Source organism: Streptomyces cyaneochromogenes (genome assembly GCF_003963535.1).
GTDB lineage: Bacteria > Actinomycetota > Actinomycetes > Streptomycetales > Streptomycetaceae > Streptomyces > Streptomyces shaanxiensis.
Genome location: NZ_CP034539.1, coordinates 5,894,692 through 5,912,912 on the forward strand (window position 1 = coordinate 5,894,692; position 18,221 = coordinate 5,912,912).

Below are 18,221 nucleotides of genomic sequence, written 5' to 3' on the forward strand. Positions count from 1 at the left end.
GGGGCCGGAGGCACGGCCCCCGGGTTCAGGGCCAGGGTAGCCGCTCGGGGATACTTGACCCCATGGCTTACGACGATCTTCGTTCCCTGCTCAGGGCGCTGGAGCGCGAAGGCGACCTCAAGCGCGTCAAGGCTGAGGTCGATCCGTATCTCGAGGTCGGGGAGATCGTCGACCGCGTACAGAAGTCCGGCGGTCCCGCGCTGCTCTTCGAGAACGTGAAGGGGTCGTCGATGCCCCTCGCGATGAACGTGTTCGGAACCGACCGGCGGCTGCTGAAGGCCCTGGGGCTCAAGTCCTACGCGGACATCTCCGACAAGATCGGCGGGCTGCTCAAGCCCGAACTGCCGCACGGGTTCGTCGGGGTCCGCGAGGCCTTCGGGAAGCTCGGCTCCATGACGCACGTGCCGCCGAAGAAGGTGAAGTCGGACAACGCGCCGGTGCAGGAGGTCGTGCTGCACGGGGACGAGGTTGACCTGGAGCGGCTGCCGGCGCTGTTCACCTGGCCCAAGGACGGCGGCTCCTTCTTCAACCTGGGGCTCACGCACACCAAGGACCCGGAGAGCGGCGTACGCAATCTCGGTCTGTACCGCCTCCAGCGCCACGACAAGCGCACCATCGGCATGCACTGGCAGATCCACAAGGACAGCCGCAACCACTACCAGGTGGCGGCGAGAAGGGGAGAGCGGCTGCCGGTCGCGATCGCCTTCGGCTGCCCGCCCGCCGTGTCCTACGCCTCCACCGCGCCGCTGCCCGGTGACATCGACGAGTACATGTTCGCGGGGTTCCTCGCGGGCAAGCGGATCGAGATGGTGGACTGCAAGACGGTGCCGTTGCAGGTGCCGGCGCAGGCGGAGGTCGTGCTGGAGGGGTGGCTGGAGCCGGGGGAGATGCTGCCGGAGGGACCCTTCGGGGACCACACCGGCTTCTACACCCCGCAGGAGCCCTTCCCCGCACTGAAGATCGACTGCGTGACGATGCGCCGACGGCCGCTGCTGCAGTCGATCGTCGTGGGCAGGCCGCCGACGGAGGACGGACCGCTGGGCCGTGCGACGGAACGCTTCTTCCTGCCGCTGCTCAAGATCATCGTCCCGGACATCGTGGACTACCACCTGCCCGAGGCCGGCGGCTTCCACAACTGCGCGATCGTCTCGATCGACAAGAAGTACCCCAAGCACGCCCAGAAGGTGATGCACGCGATCTGGGGCGCCCACATGATGTCCCTGACCAAGCTGATCGTGGTCGTCGACTCCGACTGCGACGTCCACGACCTGCACGAGGTCGCCTGGCGGGCCCTCGGCAACACGGACTACGCCCGTGACCTCTCGGTCGTCGAAGGCCCCGTCGACCACCTCGACCACGCCTCCTACCAGCAGTTCTGGGGCGGCAAGGCGGGCATCGACGCGACGAAGAAGTGGCCCGAGGAGGGCTACACCCGCGACGGCGGCTGGCCGGACATGGTGGAGTCCGATCCCGCGACGGCGGCGAAGGTCGACCGCCGCTGGAAGGAGTACGGGCTGTGAGCAGCGCCTCCGCCGCGATTCCGCAGCCGGGACGCACGAAGGCGTTCCTCCGCCTCGTCATGATCGAGCACTCGGTGTTCGCGCTGCCCTTCGCGTACATCGCCGCGCTCACCGCGATGTTCCAGCTCGACAGGAACATCCACTGGGGGCGGCTGCTCCTGGTGACGGTGTGCATGGTGGGTCTGCGGACCTTCGCGATGGCGGTCAACCGGATCATCGACCGCGAGATCGACGCACGGAACCCGCGGACCGCCCAGCGTGAACTGGTCACGGGCGCGATGACCGTCCGCCACGCCTGGACGGGCGCCCTCATCGCCCTGGTGATCTTCCTGGGCGCGGCGGCCCTGCTGAACCCCCTGTGCCTGGCCCTCGCCCCCATCGCGGTGATCCCGATGGTGGTCTACCCCTACGGCAAACGGTTCACGAACTTCCCCCAGGCCATCCTCGGCCTGGCCCAGGCCATGGGACCGGTCGGCGGCTGGCTCGCCGTCACCGGCACCTGGTCCTGGGACGCGGTGATCCTCGGCCTCGCCGTCGGCATCTGGATCGGCGGTTTCGACCTGATCTACGCCTGCCAGGACGTCGAGACCGACCGCGAGATCGGCGTCATGTCGGTCCCGGCCCGCTTCGGCATCCCGGCGGCGATCTGGGGGGCGCGCGCCTGCCATGCGGCCACTACGGCCCTGTTCGTCTGGTACGCCCTCACAACGGGCGCGGGTGCCTTCTTCTGGCTGGGTCTGCTGATCGTGGCCGGCGCGTTCGTGTACGAGCACTCGATCGTCCGCCCGCACGACCTGTCCCGCCTGAACAGGGCGTTCTTCAGCGTCAACGGGTTCATCGGGATTGCCCTGTTCGTGTGTGCGTTGCTAGACCTCTTGGTTCGGGGCCTGACCGTATGACTAGCCTGCGGCCTACCATCGGGTGCAGGACCAAGGGAGGCCGCCATGACCGTCTCGGACATCGACCGCCTGCACTCGCAGCTCAGCCGGTTCGAGGACATGTTCCCCGGCTATCGGATGGAGATTGTCGAGGGCAACATCATGATGAGTCCGGTCAAGCCTCACCACGCACAGACCATTCGTTTGGTCTGGAACGTTCTTGAGGCGCAGGTCGGCGCGGAGTGGGGCTTCGCCAGTGACGTTGCTTTCCCATTCGACGAGGACAATGAGTTCTGTCCTGACCTGGCTGTCATCCCGGCCGCGGAAGTAGCGAAGAACGAGGGTGCGTACCCGCCCGATCTGATTGAGCTGGTCGTCGAAGTGGTGTCCCAGGGCAGCATCCGGCGCGACTACGAGGTGAAGCCTCGCTGGTACGCCTCCCGAGGCATCGCCAACTACCTGATCCTCGACCCTCTCAAGGGCCACGCCGTCACGCTCTGGAATCCCGGCCCCGAAGGCTACCGAGGCCGCGACACCATCCCCTACGGTCCCGACCTCACCGTCGACTCCCCGCTCGGCAAGCTGACCATCCCCACCGCCGGCCTCCCCGTCGACCCTAAAGCGCGCCCCCGGCCCTGAGCGCCGGCCCGCTCGCCCGGCGTCGCAGCAGAAACGCCGCCGCCACTCCCGCCACCAGCCCCAGCAGATGCCCCTGCCAGCTGACGCCGGACTGGGTCGGGGCGAGGCCCGCCAGTATCGTGCCGCCCCAGATCGCGCCCACCAGCAGGCCGGCCAGGACGCCGAGCGGGCGGCGCTCCACGAAGCCGGTGACGAGCAGGAAGCCGAAGAGGCCGAAGATCAGGCCGGAGGCGCCCGCGGTGTTGGTGTGCGCCGGGGCTATGAGCCACACACCCAGACCGTCGGCCACGATGATCAGCGCGCAGACCGCGAGGAACCGGCGCAGCCCGCCGAGGGCCGCGAGGAAGCCCATGACCAGCAGCGGAACGCTGTTGGCGGCCACATGGGCGAAGCCGAAGTGGATGAAGGCGGCGGGCACGACGTCGACCAGCTCGGCGGGCTCGCGCGGGACGATGCCGAAGCGGTCCAGCGCGTGGCCGCTCGTCACGTCGACCACTTCCAGCAGCCACAGCAGCGCGACCCAGCCCACCATCAGCTTGGCCGCGGTCCTCGCCCGGTCGCCCCGGGACCATTCCGGCCTCGTCTCCGACATGGCACCCCCCGCCACTCGCTCGTCCCCTCCGGTGAACGCCCGACCACCCTTGACCGGTTCCCACCCTGCGACGCCGGATAGGCTCGGGGGCGTGAACCCAGTCAAGCCAGGAGAGACGCGGCGTACGCCTTGGATCGTTGGGGTCTCCGGCGCCTCCGGCACCCCCTATGCCGCCTCGGTGCTGCGCGCGCTGCTCGCCGCCGGGGAGAGCGTCGACCTCATCGTGTCCCGAGCCTCCCGGCTCACCCTGCTCGACGAGACCGGGATCTCCTTCCGGGACGCCCACTGGCGGGACGACCTGCGGGAATGGCTGGCACGCGGGGCCGACGGCAAGCCGGGCACCTTCGAGGCGGACATCGAGGGGGTACGGCACTGGGGTGCCGGGGACCTCGCGGCGGGGCCGTCCTCGGGGTCGTATCCGGTGAAAGGGATGCTCATCGTGCCGGCCTCCACGGCCTGTGTCGCCGGAGTCGCGCTGGGGCTGTCCAAGGACCTGCTGCAGCGGGCCGCGAGCGTGACGCTCAAGGAGCGCCGGCCGCTCGTCGTGGCCGTGCGGGAGACCCCGCTGAACGGCCAGACGCTGCGGCACCTGGTGACCCTGGACGACGCGGGCGCCAGTGTCGTACCGGCTTCGCCCGCCTTCTACGCGGGAGCGACGCACATCCAGGACCTGGTGGACTTCGTCGCCGGACGGGTCCTCGACGCGGCGGGCGTCGAGCACGGCCTCTACCGCCGCTGGCAGGGCGAGATCGGCGGCGGGTCCCGCCCTCCCGCCTGAGCGGCACGCACCACGCACCACCCATCTCAGGAACACCCAGAACTCGCACACCTCTTCAGTGGAAGGCTTCGATCGCATGGACGCGGTGGACAGGCAGCTCATCCAGGCCCTGAGGGAGAACGGCCGGGCCTCCTACGCGGAGCTGGGACGCCTCGTCGGCCTGTCGGGACCCAGCGTCACCGACCGCATCAACCGGCTGGAGGCGGCCGGTGTCATCACCGGTTACCGCGCCACCGTCGACGCCGCCTCGCTCGGCCTCGGCGTCACCGCGCTGATCGGTATCTCGCTCTCCGACGCCACCGACCACGAGGACGTGGCGAACCGCCTGCGGGACCTGGGCGAGATCGAGGACTGCTGGTTCATCGCCGGCGACGACTCGTACATGCTCAAGGTGCGGGCGGCCGATGTGGACGGGCTGGAGAAGATCATCCGGCGGCTCAGCGGCACCACGGGCGTCTCCCGGACCCGTACCACCATCGTGCTCTCCACCAAGTGGGAGAACCGGGTCGGAGAACTGCCCGAAGAGGTGTAGGCGCCTTCAGCGCCGTTTGGGGGCACCTCCCGCCCGAAGGGTGGGGGCGTACGGTTGGACAGGTCGTCGGAGAAAGGTGTGGGCATGGACGTCGGGCTCAAGCGCGAGCTGGAGGAGAAGGTCAGGGCCGGTGAGCGGCTGACCCGCGAGGACGGCATCGCGCTGTACGAGTCGGACGACCTGGCGTGGCTCGGCGGACTCGCCCACGAGGTGCGCACGCGCAAGAACGGCGACGTCGTCCACTTCAACGTCAACCGCCACCTCAACATGACCAACGTGTGCACGGCGTCCTGCGCCTACTGCTCCTTCCAGCGCAAGCCGGGCGAGAAGGACGCGTACACGATGCGTATCGAGGAGGCGGTGAAGCTCGCCAAGTCGATGGAGAGCGAGAACCTCACCGAGCTCCACATCGTCAACGGGCTGCACCCGAACCTGCCTTGGCGTTACTACCCGCGCTCGCTGCGGGAGCTGAAGGCCGCCCTCCCGAACGTCTCGCTGAAGGCCTTCACGGCGACGGAGATCCACCACTTCGAGACCATCTCCGGGCTCTCCGCCTCCGAGATCCTCGACGAGCTCATCGACGCCGGTCTGGAGTCCCTGACAGGCGGCGGCGCGGAGATCTTCGACTGGGAGGTCCGTCAGCACATCGTGGACCACCGCACCCACTGGGAGGACTGGTCCCGCATCCACCGCCTGGCGCACGAGAAGGGTCTGAAGACCCCGTGCACCATGCTGTACGGGCACATCGAGGAGCCCCGCCACCGCGTCGACCACGTCCTGCGCCTGCGTGAGCTCCAGGACGAGACGAACGGCTTCCAGGTCTTCATCCCGCTGCGCTACCAGCACGACTTCGTGGACATGAAGGACGGGAAGGTACGGAACCGGCTGCAGGCGCGCACGCAGATGGCGACGGGCGCGGAGGCCCTCAAGACCTTCGCCGTCTCCCGGCTCCTCTTCGACAACGTTCCGCACGTCAAGGTCTTCTGGGTCATGCACGGCGTCCAGACCGCCCAACTGGCCCTCCAGCACGGCGCCGACGACATGGACGGCTCGGTCGTCGAGTACAAGATCACTCACGACGCGGACAACTACGGCACGCCGAACAAGCTGACGCGTGAGGACCTGCTGGACCTCATCAGGGACGCCGGCTTCCAGCCCGTGGAGCGCAACACGCGCTACGAGGTCATCCGGGAGTACGACGGCCCGGATCCGTCGCGTCGGGAGTCGCCGCAGCCCATGCGCGTCTGACTTCTCAGCCAACCGGGAGCGTGCCCACCCAGGGGCGCGGGGCTGTATCAACATGCGGCTCCGCCGCGTGGGCGCGACCAGCCACAACGTCACTCGCGGCCGACACGGGTCCGACCCCGACGGCGGGTACCCGGACCTCCTGTTGACCACCCGAGCGTCTGAGGACGCCTACACAGCACAACCCTTCATCCCGGAGGGCCCCCGCGGACTCCCGACCCTCCGCCGCGCCGCCGCCGACTGCCGGGGCTGTCCCCTGCACCGCGACGCCACCCAGACGGTGTTCGGCGAGGGCACCGCGCGCGCCCGCGTCATGCTTGTCGGCGAACAACCCGGCGACCAGGAGGACCGCCAGGGCAAACCGTTCGTCGGCCCGGCCGGCCACCTGCTCGACCGGGCCCTCGCGGAGGCCGGTATCAAGCCCGGCGAGGCGTACGTCACCAACGCCGTCAAGCACTTCAAGTTCACGCGGACCGAACCCGGCAAGCGCCGCATCCACAAGCCGCCGACCCTGCGCGAGATGACCGCGTGCGCCCCCTGGCTGGCCGCCGAGCTGGCCGTCGTCGAGCCCGAGCTGATCGTGCTCCTGGGCGCGAGCGCGGGCAAGGCGCTGCTGGGCTCGTCGTTCCGGGTCGGAGAGGTGCGCGGGGCGCTGCTGGAGCGGGAGATCCACGGCCGGCCGGAGAGGCTGGTGGCGACGGTGCATCCGGCGTCGGTACTGCGGATGCGGGACGACACGGAGCGCAAGGCGGCGTACGAGGGGCTGGTCGCGGACCTGAAAGTGGCTGCGCGAGCCCTGATGTAATGGCTACTATGCTGCCGTGTCCCTTACTTTCACACTCGACCCCGCCGTCACCCCCGCCCTCCGGGACGGCATCCTCGACCTGTGGACCGACGTGTCCAACGCGGGCGGAGCCGTGGGCTTCGTGCCGCCGGTGACGCCGGAGGAGGTCCGGCCGGAGCTGGTGCGGCAGCTGGCCGGGATGGCCGACGGGAGCAGGCGGCTGCTCGTCGGGCACGACGAGGACGGGCGGGTCGCCGCGACCGCTTTCCTCACCTTCAACTCGCACCGGCTGATGGTCCACTGGCTCTGGCTGTACACGGTGATGGTGCACCCCCGCCACCAGGGCAAGGGCTACGGCCGTGACCTGCTGGCGGCCGCCGAGCGCGCCGCCCGGACCTTCCACGGCATCGAGGCGATCCGCCTCACCTGCCGGGGCGGCCTCGGCCTGGAGCGGTTCTACGGCTCCTGCGGCTACAAGGAGGTCGGCCGGATCCCCGCCGCCATCCGGGTCGCGCCGGACGACGACCGGGACGACGTGATCATGCTGCTGCCGCTCGGCTGAACCCCGTATCGACCCCCCTGCAAGATCGGCGGGTCGGCGTGCTTCACTGGACGGTGGCCCTTTTTGGAATCGGAAGAGTGGATTGAGATGCTCCGCTACACACTGATGCGCCTCGGGATCTTCGTGGGCTGCCTCGTGGTCGTCTGGGGCCTCGTCTTCTCCGGCCTCGCCCCGCGCGGACTCGGCGACTCCAACGGCATGTGGATCATCCTGCTCGCCCTGCTGATCTCGGCCCCGATCAGCTTCGTCGTCCTGCGCAAGGAGCGCGACCGCGCCTCCGTGCAGATCGTCCAGAAGGTCGACCGCGTGAAGGCCAACCTGGAGGCCAACCGCAGCCAGGAGGACGACGCGGTCGACGAGGCGGCCCGGGCGCAGGGCCAGGCCTCCTAGGGCCTGTCCAGCGGCCCCACCACGGCGCTACCGCCGGGTAATGGCCCCTGGGACCCCCCTTTACTCTTGGCCGATCCCATGGTGTGGGATGGCTGGAAACAACGTAAGGGGGAACCGTGGCACGAGCGCGCGCGAAACAGGGCGCACGACGCGTTGCCGAGGCCGTAGCCTCCGGCACCGATCCGCGGACGGCGGCGCAGGAGGAACTGCGGCGGCAGGCCGGCGGACGGGGAGCATCGGGAGCCGGCGGCGGGGAGTACGACGCACAGGGCTGGGGCATCGACCCGGCCGACTTCCCGGCCGCCCGGGAGCAGGGCGGCTCCACCGCCACCGTGATGCGGCAGAAGACCGTGCCGCTGGACGAGGCCGGGGAGGCGCTCGGCCGCAGCGAGCAGGTGCGCGAGGGCGCCGAGGTGTCGCACGCCATCTGCCCGATGGTGATCCCCAAGGGCCGCTCGTGGGTCTCCATGCTGCCGGTGCTGACGCTGCTCGTGCTGGGCGTGGTCGGTGCGTCACTCGTGGGCGCGGCGGGCGGCGACGTCCTGACCAACCCGCTGTTCGGCGTGCACTCCTGGGTCATCGCCGTCCTCGCCGTCGGCTTCGTGTGGTGGCGCCAGGGCATGGTCATGGTCCCGGACGGCTGCCAGGCGATGATCACCAAGTTCGGCAAGCTGGAGAAGGTCGTCGGCCCGGGCCGGGTCGTGTTGCTGAGCCCGTGGAAGCGGGTGTCGTACATCGTCAACACCACGATCGAGTACCCGTTCAACGCGCCGGTGCGCGAGGCCCCGACCAGGGGCGGCGTGAAGGCGTCGATCGACCTGTTCATCCAGTTCCGGATCAGCGACCCCACCGAGTTCGTCTACACGCTGGGCGCGGTGCGCGGATTCGAGGAGAAGCTGAGCAACGCCGTGAGCGAGACCATCCGCAGTCTCATCTACGAGCAGGAGGCCGCCGGCATCTACGACATGGTCGGCGAGGACACCGGCCGCCTGCTGGAGCAGCTCAACCAGCAGTTCCGCCCGGCCGTCGAGCTGACCAACGCCAACATCACCCACGCCGAGCCCTCCGACCAGCGCTACCGCATGGACCTGGCGGCGCCCGAGATGGTGCGGGTGGCCAAGGAGGCGTACACGCACGAGTACGCGCTCCAGCTCCGCAAGGAGCAGGACGAGGGCGACCTCACCCGCGAACTCGCCTCCAGCCACGAGACGCTCTCCGCGATCCAGGCCGACATCGCCCAGTACCAGGCGCAGATGGACACGGCCGTCGAGCGCGAGACCAACCGCGCCGAGGCCCTCGCCCGGCAGCGCTACGTCCAGGCCGAGTCGGAGGCGAAGGCCAACGCGGCCCTGCTGGAGGCACAGGCCCTGGACATCCGCGCGGTCACGGCCGCCGAGGCGCCGGAGATCCTGGAGTACCGCTACCAGCAGCAGGTGCTGGACACGCTGGAGCAGGTCGCCGACCACCTGCCGCGCCTGGTGCGCATCGGTGGCGCGGCGGACGGCGGCGGCGTCGCCGGGATCGACTTCCTGGAGCTGGCCCGCGAACTGGTAGGCGAGCGCGGCACGGAGCTGTTCAGCGACGAGGACATGGCCGCCGTACGGTCACGTCTCGCCGAGGTGTCCCAGCGGATCGCCGCCCGCGAGACCGAGATCGGCGCGCTGCTGGCCGCCGATCGGCCCACGGTGCCGCAGGTGCCCGGCCAGACCGCGTCGACCGACAGCTCCGACAGCTCCATCAGCTCCGTCGTCACCGAGGAGGCCGACCAGTGAGCACCGCCCGTTCTTCCCACCGCCGGTCGGTCATCTCCGAGAAGGTCGCCCCCTGGGCCGACATCGCGCGGCTGCTGCGCGGCGGCGAGGCCGACACGCTGATCCCGGTCATCATCCCCCGCCACCGGCGCCGCCTGTGGTGGATGCTGCCGCTGTGGCTCGGTGTCTACGCCCTGTTCATGGGCCTGATGCTGTCCCTGGGCGAGGCGGACTCGACCGCCGGGGAACTCGCCTACGGCACCCTCGCCGCCCTCTCCTACGCCGGCGGCGGCGTCCTGCTGCTGATCGGCGCGCTGTGGTGGTGGCGCTCCTCGATCGTCGAGATCGAGCAGGGCACCAACGGTGTGCAGACCCGCTACGGCGCCGTCGTGCGCACCCTCGACGCCGGCCGCCACTACCTGTGGCACCCGTGGTCCCGGGTCGACTTCGTCGTCGACACCGCCACCGAGATCCCGTACTCGGCGCCGGTGATGGCCTGCCCCACGCAGGAGAACGTCCCGCTGCGCTCGATCGAGTTCTTCCTGAAGTTCCGCATCACCGACGCCGTGCTGTTCGTCCGCACCATCGGCGCGGGCAACTTCGACCTGGTGCTCTCCAGCGCCGTACAGGACGCGATCCGGCAGCGGGCGCGCAAGATGCGCACCGAGCGGGCGTACGACCTGCGCGGTTCGGACGTGGCCGACATGCAGGACCTGCTCAACCGCCAGCTGTCCGGCTACGGCGTGCGCATCACCGGCTCCAACATCCCGGACGTCCAGCTGCCGGCGCAGTACCAGCAGCACCTGGCCACCCGGGAGCGGGTCGCCAAGGAGCGCACGGCCTACGAGCAGGAGTGGGGCCTGGTCCGCAAGCGCCGGATCGACCAGCTGGGCATGGACATCGAGCGCGCCAAGAAGGTGCGGGACGCGCGGATCGTCGAGGTCAAGGCAGCGCTGAACCGGGCCCGCGAAGAGGTCGCCCAGCTGCTGGAGGAGCAGGAGACCAACGCCCAGCGCGTGCGGTTCGAGATCGAGACGCGGGGCCGCAGCGGGCTGATCGCCGCCGAGAACGAGGCCCGCGCGCAGCGCGCCCTCGCCAAGGCCTACCGCGACAACCGCGCCGTCCTGCAGTACGAACTCGCCCGGCGCCGCCTGGAGGTGGGCGCGAAGCTCGCCGGCCGGGCCCCGCAGCCGGTGGTCGTACGGACCGACGGCACGGGCGCCGACACGTCCGCCCTGTCCACCCTTCTCACCGCGCAGTTGCTGCCCCGGCTGACGGCCCTGCCGTCGGGCGACGGGCAGGTCTGGGCGGACCGGGTGTCGCGGCTCGCGGACGAGGTGACCGGCGAGGAGTAGGCAGCGGTTCGCAGCGGGCCGGGTGGGAACGCCCTCCCGGCCCGTACGCTAATCGGCATGGGCGCTGTGAGGACCAAACGGATGCCGCGCGCAGTCCGTGAACAGCAGATGCTGGACGCCGCGGTGCGGACCTTCGGCCAGCGGGGGTACATGGCCGCGTCGATGGACGAGATAGCCGAACTGGCGGGTGTGTCCAAGCCGTTGGTGTACCTGTACCTGAATTCGAAGGAAGACCTCTTCACCGCCTGCATCCGGCGGGAGGCGGCGGCGCTCACCGAGGCCGTACGGGCGGGCGTGCGGCGCGAGCTGCCCGCCGACCGCCAACTCTGGGAAGGGCTCGGCGCGTTCTTCGCGCACACCGCGCGGAACCCGGACGGCTGGTCCGTCCTGCACCTGCAGGCCCGCACCCACGGCGAGCCCTTCGCCGGCGAGGTCGCCGCGATGCGCGCGGAGATCGTCGCGTTCGTGACCCAGCTGATCCTCGCGGCGGCCCGCGAGGCCCATCGGGACCCCGACCTCCCCGAGGGCGAGGTGGCCGGCCTCGCCGAGGCCCTGGTCGGCGCCGCCGAGTCGCTCGCCGACTGGGCCAACGTCACGCCCGGCGTGACGGCGAGACAGGCGGCGGCCACCCTGATGAACTTCGCCTGGTCGGGCCTGGGCAACCTGATGGCCGGCCGGCCCTGGACCGCGCCGGAGGCCGCTCACTAGGCGAGCGGACAGACCTCCCCGGCCAGGTGGACGCGGTCCCCGCCGCCCCGCAGCTCGAACCGCCCGCCCTCCGCCGCGTACGTCACCGTCCCCGGCAGCAGCACCGGAGCCCTGAACTCGGCGTCCACCCGCGCCCGATCGGGCACCCCGTGCGCGGCGAGGCAGCGGGCCACCGTCCACATGCCGTGCGCTATGGCACGCGGGAAGCCGAACAAGCGGGCGGTGAGGGGGTGGAGGTGGATGGGGTTGCGGTCACCCGAGGCGGCGCCGTAGCGGCGTCCGACGTCCCCGGCGAGGCGCCAATCGCTGACCACGGGCAGCGGCTTCGGCGCCTCCCGCACGACCTTCGCGGGCTCGGGAGCCCGCCGGGTGGTGCGGTGCCGGGCGAGATACGTGCTCCGTGACTCCCATACGACCTCGTCGCCGGCCCGCAGCTCGGTGACGACGGCGGCCTCGGTGCCGCGCCGGTGCGGCACCAACCCGTCGACGCGCACGGAGAGTTCGTACTCCCCGGTGGCCGTGACGGACTCGTGCCGGGTGATCGTGATCGACGTGTGGACCAGACCGAGCAGCGGCAGCGGGAAGTCCCGGCCGCTCATCAGCCGCATCGCCAGCGGGAAGCCGAGCACATGGGGATACGTCACCGGCAGGGCGTCCTCCCCGGTGGGGAACCCGCACACCCTCTCGTACGCGGCCAGCCGGGCGAGATCGACGCGCAGACGCGGCAGGACGAGCCGGTCGCGCGGGAACTCCGCGTCGGGGCCGGGGCGTTTGAAGGGTGACAGGAGGGCGCCCCGGGCGAGCAGGGGCGGAAGGGAAGGAGCACGGGTGAGGACGAGGGACATCAGGCCCCCAGCAGGCTCTGGCCGCATACGCGTACGACCTGCCCGTTGACGGACCCGGACCCGGGACCGGCCAGCCAGGCCGTCGTCTCGGCGACGTCCACCGGCAGTCCGCCTTGCGCGAGTGAGTTCATCCGGCGCCCCGCCTCCCGGATGAGGAGGGGAACCGCGGCGGTCATCTTCGTCTCGATGAAGCCCGGTGCGACCGCGTTCACCGTCACCCCGTGCTCGGCGAGCGCGCGCGGCGCGAGGGAGCGGACCAGTCCGGCGATGCCCGCCTTGCTCGCGCCGTAGTTGGTCTGACCGGCGTTCCCCGCCAGCCCCGCGATCGACGCCGTCGCCACGATCCGGCCGCCCCGCCGCAGTGCCCCGCCCGCGAGCAGCGCGTCCGTCGTGCGCAGCACGCTCGCGAGGTTGACGTCCAGCACCGAACTCCAGCGCTCGGCGGGCATGTTGACCAGTCGCCGGTCACGCGTGATCCCGGCGTTGTGGACGAGCACGTCAAGGCCGTCGGGCAGTGCGGCCGCGATGCTCTCGCCCGCGTCCGGGGCGGTGATGTCGAGCGCGAGGGCGATGCCGCCGAGCCGGTCGGCCACACGCCGCGCGTCCTGCTCGGCCTGCGGCACATCGAGTACGACGACCTTGGCACCGTCCCGGGCCAGCGTCTCGGCGACCGCCTCGCCGATGCCGCGGGCGGCGCCGGTGACGAGGGCGGTGCGGCCGGTGAGGGGGCGGTCGGGGTCGGTGGGAGGACGGTCGGGATGGGCGGGGGCCGCGCTCTCGTCGTAGGCACCGACCTCGATGACCTGGCCGCTGACGTACGCCGACTTGGGGGAGAGGAGGAAGCGCAGGGTCGACCCGGCGGCGCGGGCGTCCGTCAGCCGGACGAGGTTGACGGTCCTGCCCCGCCCGATCTCCTTGCCGAGGGAGCGTGTGAAGCCCTCCAGGGCCTGCTGGGCGGCGGCCTGGTGATGGTCGGCCGGGTCGAGGGGCGCTCCGAGCACGACGATCCGGCCGCTCGCGGCGACCGACCGTACGACGGGGTGGAGGGCCGCGTGCACGTCGGCGAGCGTCTCGACGTCACGGACTCCCGTGGCGTCGAGAACCACGGCGGTGGGCTTCTCGGAGGAGGCCGTCAGGCCGAGGCCGGGGTCGGCGGCGGCGAGGTCGAGGTCCGACTTGCCGGCCGTGAGCAGCAGCCGGTCACCTTCCGGCGTCGGCCGCTGCGGTGACCAGCGTTTCAGGGGCGCGGGCTGCGGCAACCCCAGACGACGGGTGAGGAAGCGGCCGGGTGCGGTGCCGGTGAAGCTCAGATAGCGGTCGGCCATGTGCGACTCCCAGTGCGCTCCGGAACTGACTCCGGAGTAAGGTTACCGGAGGTAAGCCCATGGTGACGTGAGGAGTGGGTGGAGATGAGCTCCCTGTTGGCCCCGGCGGTTCGGCGCGTCGCGATCATCGGCGGCACCCGCCTCCCGTTCGCCCGCTCCGACGGCCCGTACGCCACCGCGTCCAACCAGGACATGCTCACGGCGGTCGTCGACGGCCTGGTCGAGCGGTACGGCCTCGCCGGTCCCGGCGCGGTCGGCGAACTCGTCGCCGGGGCGGTCCTCAAGCACAGCCGCGACTTCAACTCAAGCGACCCCGGGGCAGTGCGGGCACGCCCCCACGCCGCCTGGCACGCCCTCTCGCCGCACCGGCCAAAGGCCCTAGTAGCTCCGCTACGAGGACCTTCGTCCGGCACGCCGAGAGCACGCACCGAACGACGCGGGAACGCACCCGCACTGCCCCGGACCCGCTAGCCGCGAGACCGTCCTCGGCTCGAAGCTGGACGCGAGCACACCGGCGTACGACATCCAGCAGGCCTGTGGCACCGGGCTCCAGGCCGTCATCGCCGCCGCCAACAAGATCGCGCTCGGCCAGACCGAGTCGGCGATCGCGGGCGGCGCGGACACGGCCGGCGACGCGCCCCTCGGCGTCAACGACGAGCTGCGCCGGATCCTGCTGGCGGCGCGACGGGCGAAGTCGCTGGGGGACCGGCTCAAGGCGCTCTCCCGCGTACGGCCCACCCACCTCGTCCCCGACATCCCGCGCAACGCCGAGCCCCGCACGAGGCTCTCCATGGGCGAGCACGCCGCCGTCACCGCCCGAGCCTGGGACATCACCCGCGAGGCCCAGGATGAACTGGCGGCGACGAGCCATCAGCGGCTGGCGGCGGCATACGAACGCGGCTTCTTCGAGGACCTGGTGGTGCCCTTCCGGGGCCTGACCCGCGATCAGAACATGCGCCCCGGCTCGACACCGGAGAAACTCGCCGCGCTCAAGCCCGTGTTCGGTCTCGATGGCCCCACCCCGACCATGACGGCGGGCAATTCGACGCCGCTGACCGACGGGGCGGCGGTCGTGCTGCTGGCGAGCGAGGAGTGGGCGCGGCGGCGGGGCCTGGAGCCCCTGGCGTACCTCACGGCGTACGAGACGGCGGCGGTGGACTTCGTGCACGGCGACGTCGCGGACGGCGAGGACGGGCTGCTGATGGCGCCGGCGTACGCGGTTCCGCGCATGCTGGAGCGGGCCGAACTGACGCTCCCCGACTTCGACTTCGTGGAGATCCACGAGGCCTTCGCCTCCCAGGTGCTGGCGACGCTGGCGGCGTGGGAGAAGCGGGGGCTGGCCCCCGTGGACCGGGCCCGCCTGAACGTGACCGGGTCCTCCCTGGCCACCGGTCACCCCTTCGCGGCGACCGGGGCGCGGATCGTGGCGACGCTGGCCAAGTCGCTGGCGGAGAAGGGAAGTTCGGGCCGTGGGCTGATCTCCGTCTGCGCGGCGGGCGGGCAGGGGGTGACGGCTGTCCTGGAGCGAAGGTAGGGAAAGGGTGAGGCGAAGCTGAGTGCCCCTCACATAACCCTCGACGTTGCACATACCCGGCCCCGGACCCCCGCCGAACCCGCACAACGCCCACACGCGGGCGCCGTACGATCACCTGCCTAACCAGCGGTAACCCCTTTCCGCAGGCCTCCGCCGGTGAACGCCACGGTGCGTGAGGCACGTACGTCATGCAGCAAGCAGTTTCTTCGCTGCACGCCCGCCGCAGGAGCCGCCCGTGTCCACCTCGCTTCCCTCCTTCGCCCCGTCCGCCGCCTTCGACGACGCTCCCGGACCGAGCCTGGTCCAGCCCGAGACGCGGCGGCTGGACGGTGCGGTACGGGAGGCGTACGTACCGCCGTTCGCGCCCCCGGTGACCCATGGGTCGCTCGCGGACCTGCCCTTCGACAACGCGAGCGCGGCTCCGGGGGCGGTGATCCTCAGCCGCAAGGGCGAGGACGGGCAGTGGCGGGACGTGACGGCGGCCCAGTTCGCCGAGCACGTGCAGGCGGTGGCCAAGGGCCTGATCGCCGAGGGGTTCGTGCCGGGCGACCGGATCGCGGTCATGGCGCGCACCCGCTACGAGTGGACGCTCCTCGACTTCGCCGCCTGGGCGGCCGGTCTCGTGACGGTCCCCGTCTACCCCACCTCCTCGGTCTTCCAGACCCGCTGGATCCTCCAGGACTCGGGCGCGGTCGCCCTGGTCACGGAGACCGCCGCCCAGGCCGCCGCCCTCGGCCCCGAGCTGGACCGGGTGCCCGACCTGCGCCACATGTGGGTGATGGAGAAGGGCCATGTGGAGCGGCTGGCCGAGCTGGGCGACCAGCAGCCGGACGGCGAGGTGGGCGTACGGCGGGGCATGCTGGCGCCGGACACGCTGGCGACGCTCATCTACACCTCGGGCACGACGGGCCGCCCCAAGGGCTGCGCCCTGACACACGGCAATTTCTTCGCCGAGGTGGACAACGCGATCGAGCTGCTCTACCCGATCTTCAAGGCGCGGACGAGCGAAGAGGCGTCGGTGCTGCTGTTCCTCCCGATGTCGCACGTCTTCGGCCGCATGGTGGCGGTGGCCTGTATCCGGGCGCGGGTCCGCCTGGGCCACGCGCCGAGCCTGAAGGCGGAGGACCTCCTCCCCGACCTGGCGGCCTTCCGCCCGACATGTCTGCTCACGATCCCCTACATGCTGGAGAAGATCTTCAACTCCGCCCGGGCCAAGGCCGAGGCGGGCGGCCGGGTGTCGTCCTTCGACCGCGCGGCGTCGGTGGCCGAGCGCCTCGGCGAGGCACTGGAGGCCAAGCACGCGGGGACGGGCGGCGGCCCGAGCGCGACGCTCAAGACGGCCCGCGCCTTCTACGACCCCCTCGTCTACCGCCGTATCCGCAACGCCATGGGCGGCCGCGTGAGGTACGCGATCTGCGGCGGCTCACCGCTCGGCCGCCGCCTGGCCGCGTTCTTCGCCGGCGCGGGCATCGAGATCTACGAGGGCTACGGCCTCACCGAGACGACGGGCGCGGCGACGGTGACCCCGCCCCTGAAGCCCCGCCTGGGCACGGTGGGCTGGCCCTTGCCGGGCACCCGCGTGCGTATCGCCGCGGACGGCGAGATCCTCGTCTCCGGCGAGCAGGTGCTGCGCGGCTACTGGGACCCGGCGGCGGGCGGCGTGGTGCCCGCGGCGGCGGACGGCTGGCTGGCGACCGGCGACATCGGCGAGCTCGACGACGAGGGCTACCTGACGATCACCGGCCGCAAGAAGGAAATGCTGATCACGGCGGGCGGCAAGAGCGTGGCTCCGGCGCCCCTGGAGAACTGGCTCCGCTCGCACCCCCTGATCTCGCAGTGCATGGTCGTCGGCGACCGACGGCCGTACGTGTCGGCGCTGATCACCTTGGACATGGACGGCGTCACCCACTGGCGCCGGATGAACGGCAAGCACTCGGTCCCGGCCGAACTCCTCGTCACCGACGACGAGTTGAGGGCGATCCTGCAGCGCGCGGTGAACGAGGCCAACAAACTGGTCTCCCGCCCGGAATCGATCCGCCGCTTCGCGATCCTCCCGACGGACTTCACGGAGATGGACGGCCATCTGACCCCGTCGATGAAGCTGCGGCGGGAGGCGGTTCTGCGGGACTTCGCGGGGGTGGTGGAGGGGTTGTACGAGAAGTAGGGGCTCGGCGCGGCCGGCACCCTCAGCCCGCGCCGTTGGCGGTCTTCAGGGCCCTTTCCAGCAGGCGGTCGGCGAGGCCCGCGAACGCCGTGCTCAGGGCCTTGTCCGTGATGCGGTGGGCGTAGGACTGGAAGACCAGAGCGGCCGAGGCCTGGACGGCGGGGGAGACGCGCTGCGGGTCGCTGATGAGCCGCTCCCGCAACTGGACGGGCACGGGCCACTTCTTCGGCCAGGGCAGCTTCGGCGGTTCGGGGCAGATGTCGTCCCCAACCTCCTTCAGCACCTCGGCGGGCTTCTTCCCCGCCAGGCTGGCGGCGATCGTGGCCTCCGCCACCGAGACGGACATGTCCCGCACGGCCGGCAACAACGCGGGCGGGAGCGGCTGCGGATTCAGCCGCTCTCCGTCCCTGGCCGCCGACCTGAAGCCGACCCCGATGCCGTTGCCGGCGCCGGGGTCGTGGATCGGGTGGGGCGGGACGGGCGGCTCGACGATCTCCCACAACCGGGGGTCGAGCCGGGCCAGCATCTCCATGACCTCGACGGTCAGCGCCGCACGGGAGGCGGTTGCCATGGGGGCTCCCTTCCTGGATCTCGGGTGACAGCGTGAGACCGTAAGGGT

General features: G+C 71.1%; 17 protein-coding genes and 2 pseudogenes. 15 read left to right on the forward strand and 4 right to left on the reverse strand.

The features are described from left to right. Positions 1-62 precede the first annotated feature (62 nt). The 3 genes from EJ357_RS26865 to EJ357_RS26875 are packed head-to-tail and all read left to right on the forward strand — an operon-like array spanning position 63 to position 3,037. Entirely contained in the window at positions 63-1,520 is a 1,458-nt protein-coding gene (locus tag EJ357_RS26865) for a menaquinone biosynthesis decarboxylase (protein WP_126394134.1), read from the forward strand. After that, positions 1,517-2,419 carry a menaquinone biosynthesis prenyltransferase MqnP gene (mqnP, locus tag EJ357_RS26870; protein WP_126394135.1) on the forward strand — a complete coding sequence of 301 codons (903 nt, stop codon included), beginning with the start codon at positions 1,517-1,519 and terminating at the stop codon, positions 2,417-2,419. Before EJ357_RS26865 ends, mqnP begins: the two co-directional genes overlap by 4 nt. 45 nt (positions 2,420-2,464) lie before the next feature. Then, positions 2,465-3,037, forward strand: a complete 573-nt coding sequence (locus tag EJ357_RS26875) for a Uma2 family endonuclease (protein WP_126394136.1) — start codon at positions 2,465-2,467, stop codon at positions 3,035-3,037. Here the strand turns inward: EJ357_RS26875 and EJ357_RS26880 are convergent. Then, the gene (locus EJ357_RS26880) at positions 3,015-3,629 is read right to left on the reverse strand and encodes a rhomboid family intramembrane serine protease (protein WP_126394137.1); all 615 of its coding nucleotides are present in this window, start codon (positions 3,627-3,629) and stop codon (positions 3,015-3,017) included. The genes EJ357_RS26875 and EJ357_RS26880 overlap by 23 nt on opposite strands. A 91-nt stretch (positions 3,630-3,720) precedes the next feature. On the opposite strand from EJ357_RS26880, the gene EJ357_RS26885 reads away from it, so the two are divergent. From EJ357_RS26885 to EJ357_RS26925, 9 genes are all read left to right on the forward strand, one after another. Then, complete coding sequence (locus EJ357_RS26885) at positions 3,721-4,407, forward strand: UbiX family flavin prenyltransferase (protein WP_126394138.1); 687 nt, start codon at positions 3,721-3,723, stop codon at positions 4,405-4,407. A 76-nt stretch (positions 4,408-4,483) separates the two neighbouring features. Further along, positions 4,484-4,939, forward strand: coding sequence for an Lrp/AsnC family transcriptional regulator (locus EJ357_RS26890; protein ID WP_030944826.1), 456 nt, complete (start codon positions 4,484-4,486; stop codon positions 4,937-4,939). A gap of 84 nt (positions 4,940-5,023) precedes the next feature. Then, positions 5,024-6,187 (forward strand): aminofutalosine synthase MqnE, encoded by a 1,164-nt coding sequence (gene mqnE / locus EJ357_RS26895; RefSeq protein WP_126394139.1) that lies wholly within the window; start codon positions 5,024-5,026, stop codon positions 6,185-6,187. Positions 6,188-6,329: 142 nt separating this feature from the next. Then, positions 6,330-6,989, forward strand: a complete 660-nt coding sequence (locus EJ357_RS26900) for a UdgX family uracil-DNA binding protein (protein ID WP_228472615.1) — start codon at positions 6,330-6,332, stop codon at positions 6,987-6,989. Positions 6,990-7,005: 16 nt separating this feature from the next. Continuing rightward, entirely contained in the window at positions 7,006-7,530 is a 525-nt protein-coding gene (locus EJ357_RS26905; protein WP_126394141.1) for a GNAT family N-acetyltransferase, read from the forward strand. 87 nt (positions 7,531-7,617) lie between these two features. Next, positions 7,618-7,920 (forward strand): DUF4229 domain-containing protein, encoded by a 303-nt coding sequence (locus EJ357_RS26910; RefSeq protein ID WP_126394142.1) that lies wholly within the window; start codon positions 7,618-7,620, stop codon positions 7,918-7,920. Between the two features lie 116 nt (positions 7,921-8,036). Beyond that, positions 8,037-9,692, forward strand: a complete 1,656-nt coding sequence (locus EJ357_RS26915) for an SPFH domain-containing protein (RefSeq protein WP_126394143.1) — start codon at positions 8,037-8,039, stop codon at positions 9,690-9,692. Next, positions 9,689-11,026, forward strand: coding sequence for an SPFH domain-containing protein (locus tag EJ357_RS26920; RefSeq protein ID WP_126394144.1), 1,338 nt, complete (start codon positions 9,689-9,691; stop codon positions 11,024-11,026). Before EJ357_RS26915 ends, EJ357_RS26920 begins: the two co-directional genes overlap by 4 nt. Before the next feature lie 57 nt (positions 11,027-11,083). Beyond that, a complete protein-coding gene (locus tag EJ357_RS26925) occupies positions 11,084-11,734 on the forward strand; it encodes a TetR/AcrR family transcriptional regulator (RefSeq protein ID WP_126394145.1) in 651 nt (216 codons plus the stop codon). On the opposite strand, the gene EJ357_RS26930 is transcribed toward EJ357_RS26925, so the two are convergent. After that, positions 11,731-12,579 (reverse strand): MaoC family dehydratase, encoded by an 849-nt coding sequence (locus EJ357_RS26930; RefSeq protein WP_126394146.1) that lies wholly within the window; start codon positions 12,577-12,579, stop codon positions 11,731-11,733. The genes EJ357_RS26925 and EJ357_RS26930 overlap by 4 nt on opposite strands. Further along, a complete protein-coding gene (locus EJ357_RS26935) occupies positions 12,579-13,904 on the reverse strand; it encodes a 3-oxoacyl-ACP reductase (RefSeq protein ID WP_126394147.1) in 1,326 nt (441 codons plus the stop codon). Before EJ357_RS26935 ends, EJ357_RS26930 begins: the two co-directional genes overlap by 1 nt. A gap of 84 nt (positions 13,905-13,988) precedes the next feature. Between EJ357_RS26935 and EJ357_RS26940 the strand changes: the two are divergent. The 3 genes and pseudogenes from EJ357_RS26940 to EJ357_RS26950 form a co-directional block, all read left to right on the forward strand. Continuing rightward, a pseudogene (locus EJ357_RS26940) lies at positions 13,989-14,207 on the forward strand (acetyl-CoA C-acetyltransferase); the annotation flags it as partial. Positions 14,208-14,370: 163 nt separating this feature from the next. Continuing rightward, positions 14,371-15,438 (forward strand): annotated as a pseudogene (locus EJ357_RS26945) (acetyl-CoA C-acetyltransferase); the annotation flags it as partial. Positions 15,439-15,673: 235 nt separating this feature from the next. Then, positions 15,674-17,602: an AMP-dependent synthetase/ligase gene (locus EJ357_RS26950; RefSeq protein ID WP_126394148.1), complete on the forward strand. Its 1,929-nt coding sequence runs from the start codon at positions 15,674-15,676 to the stop codon at positions 17,600-17,602. 22 nt (positions 17,603-17,624) lie between these two features. On the opposite strand, the gene EJ357_RS26955 is transcribed toward EJ357_RS26950, so the two are convergent. Continuing rightward, positions 17,625-18,173, reverse strand: a complete 549-nt coding sequence (locus EJ357_RS26955) for a hypothetical protein (protein WP_126394149.1) — start codon at positions 18,171-18,173, stop codon at positions 17,625-17,627. Positions 18,174-18,221 lie beyond the last annotated feature (48 nt).